The organism is Bradyrhizobium sp. Leo170 (assembly GCF_004296405.1).
Taxonomy (GTDB): domain Bacteria; phylum Pseudomonadota; class Alphaproteobacteria; order Rhizobiales; family Xanthobacteraceae; genus Bradyrhizobium.
Window position 1 is genome coordinate 1 of the sequence record NZ_PSRR01000626.1, and the last position, 2,256, is coordinate 2,256.

At 56.7% G+C, this 2,256-nt stretch carries 3 protein-coding genes; 1 reads left to right on the forward strand and 2 read right to left on the reverse strand.

The features are described 5' to 3' along the window. Positions 1–355 precede the first annotated feature (355 nt). Positions 356–1,045: a hypothetical protein gene (locus CWO89_RS43295; protein ID WP_245476842.1), complete on the forward strand. Its 690-nt coding sequence runs from the start codon at positions 356–358 to the stop codon at positions 1,043–1,045. Positions 1,046–1,261: 216 nt separating this feature from the next. Here the strand turns inward: CWO89_RS43295 and CWO89_RS43300 are convergent, their stop codons facing one another. Both CWO89_RS43300 and CWO89_RS43305 read right to left on the reverse strand, forming a co-directional pair. After that, positions 1,262–1,717, reverse strand: a complete 456-nt coding sequence (locus CWO89_RS43300) for a carboxymuconolactone decarboxylase family protein (protein WP_130584284.1) — start codon at positions 1,715–1,717, stop codon at positions 1,262–1,264. Positions 1,718–1,742: 25 nt separating this feature from the next. Further along, on the reverse strand, positions 1,743–2,159 hold the full coding sequence (locus CWO89_RS43305; protein ID WP_130584285.1) for a cupin domain-containing protein: 417 nt from the start codon (positions 2,157–2,159) through the stop codon (positions 1,743–1,745). Positions 2,160–2,256 lie beyond the last annotated feature (97 nt).

Sequence of the window (2,256 nt, forward strand, 5' to 3'; positions counted from 1 at the left end):
GAATTATTTCTTCGCCAAGGGATGGACAGACCTTTGGCTGATTTGCCCGTCGGGTCGTTTCGTCGCACCTTCGTGCCGAAATCGTCCTTGCGCCCGTAGCGAAGCAGCCACCACTGAGCCGCGATGCCAAGCTCGACAGCTCAACCGCATGTTCGACATAACGTCAGGACAACTGACAATACGTGCTGCTGTTTGCGAATATGAACGGCTGACGTCCGCCACGCCCCATGGTACCGTCCCGATCGCTCGGATCGTGAGTTATGCCTTGTGTCGAGGTCATGCGCCGATGATCGGAGCCGCAATCCCCCACATACTTCCTCGATCTGAGGCGAAGCATCATTAGCCGGTGATCGCGTTGGCGTTCAGCGCCGGCGCACAATTCGACGTTTGCAACGAAAGGCATATGCAGGTCGTCTCCAACTTTGCGGCAGTTCACGACAAAGTCCTGAAACCGCCGCTTGATTTGAAGGAGGAACCGATGAAGTTCATTAACCTGAGCATACTCGCCACATCCACCGCAGCGATGAGACTCGCAAAGACAACGGCTCTTGCTGCGGTGCTCATGTCCTTGGCTCCCATGGCTGTCGCGGGAGACCCGATTGAAAAGAAGGGGACCACCCCCTACGTCACGCATTTTATTTTTCGGCCATTGATGACAATTGACACCGCTGAACTCGGTAAAGCCACTACGCTGGAGGCAGTCGGGACCACGCAAAATATGAAGGGAGAGAAGATGCTGGACAAGATGTCAGCACGTTGCGTGGCGCTGAACGTCGCGTCCGGCGACAAGAAGTACATTGACGGCGCCTGCGTGCTGGCCGACAGCGACGGTGACAAGATTTTCTCGACCTTCGATACGCGCGATCTCGACAAGTCCCAGCCGAAGTTGGATTGCGGCACTCATATCATCACCGGCGGTACCGGGAAGTATAAGGGGATCACTGGGAGCGAACCATTTGCTTGCATCTCTATGCCTGCGCTGGCCGGCCCGGGTGACTATTTTGCGATGGACATACCGCACAACACGTCGTGGGAAATCAAATAACACGGACCTCGATGCCCGGTGTCGACCACCGGGCGTCACTCACTGAACGAGAGCCCCGCCCAACAGCAGGGCTCCTTTTCTGCCGGTACTCATGAGCGTGATGACTTTTCTTCGAATCGTCATCCCGCTCTAGCTCTTTGTTTGAGCATGATCTCCGCGCAAACGCTTCGCGTTTGTCGCGAGGGAAAACCGGTCTCCACTTTTCCGGATCATGCTCTAGTTTTCGAGCACTGCCTGTGGCGTGTTCCGGAAGCCGATGGCCAACCTATTGTAGGCATTGATCAGGCCGATCGCGATCGTGAGATCGACCAGTTCCTTTTCCTCAAAGACTGCGCGCGCCGCCTGGAACGCTTGATCCGGTATGCCGGTCTCCGACACACGTGTCACCGTTTCGGCCCAGGCAAGCGCGGCACGCTCACGCTCGCTGAAGAGATGGCCAGCTTCCGCCCAGGCCTGCACAAGCGCGAGCTTCTCGATCTTCACACCTTTCTTGATGAGGTCGCGGGTGTGCATGTCGAGGCAATAGGCACAGTTGTTGATCTGCGAAATCCGTAAGTAAACCAGATCAACCAGCTCGGCGGGAAGACCGCTCTGCATGATATAGCCATAGACGCCGCCAAGGGCTTTCACGCCGTTCGGTGCGACGTGGTTGTAATCGAGACGCTTGGTCATTGTTATTCTCCTTGATCTTCAAGTTTTATTTGACGAGTGTGGTCAGTGCCTTGTCGTCGGTATCGACGACGAAGACCGCAAGCAGCTTTGCCGGCTCGGTCTTGCTCGCATTGCGGCTGATGGGATGGCTGGCGCCGGGTGGTTCGGACCAACTCTCGCCCGCCTTGTAGACCCGCGTTGCGCCGTCGTTCACCTTCGACTCGATGCTTCCGGAAATGACGTAGGCGTAGATGAACGACGATTTTGCGTGGGTATGCGGAGCCGTGGCCCCACCCGGCGGGTAGTCGACGACCACGGCGATCAGCGACTTGCCGGGAATGTTGGGTATCGTCTGCTCGAGGTTCGTCGTGACCTTGCCGCCGATATCTTGGGCGGACGTGGGCGATGCAGATGCAATGGCAATGGCAGCGGATGCCGCGCCGATGACAGTTCGTATCTTCATGGCTCTTCTCCTTCTCCTCGATTAGATGTCCTCCTCTTGGGTCGGAAAAAAGCACCAAGAACGAACAGAAATCGTGTACTACAGGGCACGTGACTAG

Excerpts from the sequence above, each read along its gene's own strand:
- CWO89_RS43300 (WP_130584284.1), bottom strand. The coding sequence starts at position 1,717 with ATGACCAAGCGTCTCGATTACAACCACGTCGCACCGAACGGCGTGAAA.
- CWO89_RS43305 (WP_130584285.1), bottom strand. The coding sequence starts at position 2,159 with ATGAAGATACGAACTGTCATCGGCGCGGCATCCGCTGCCATTGCCATT.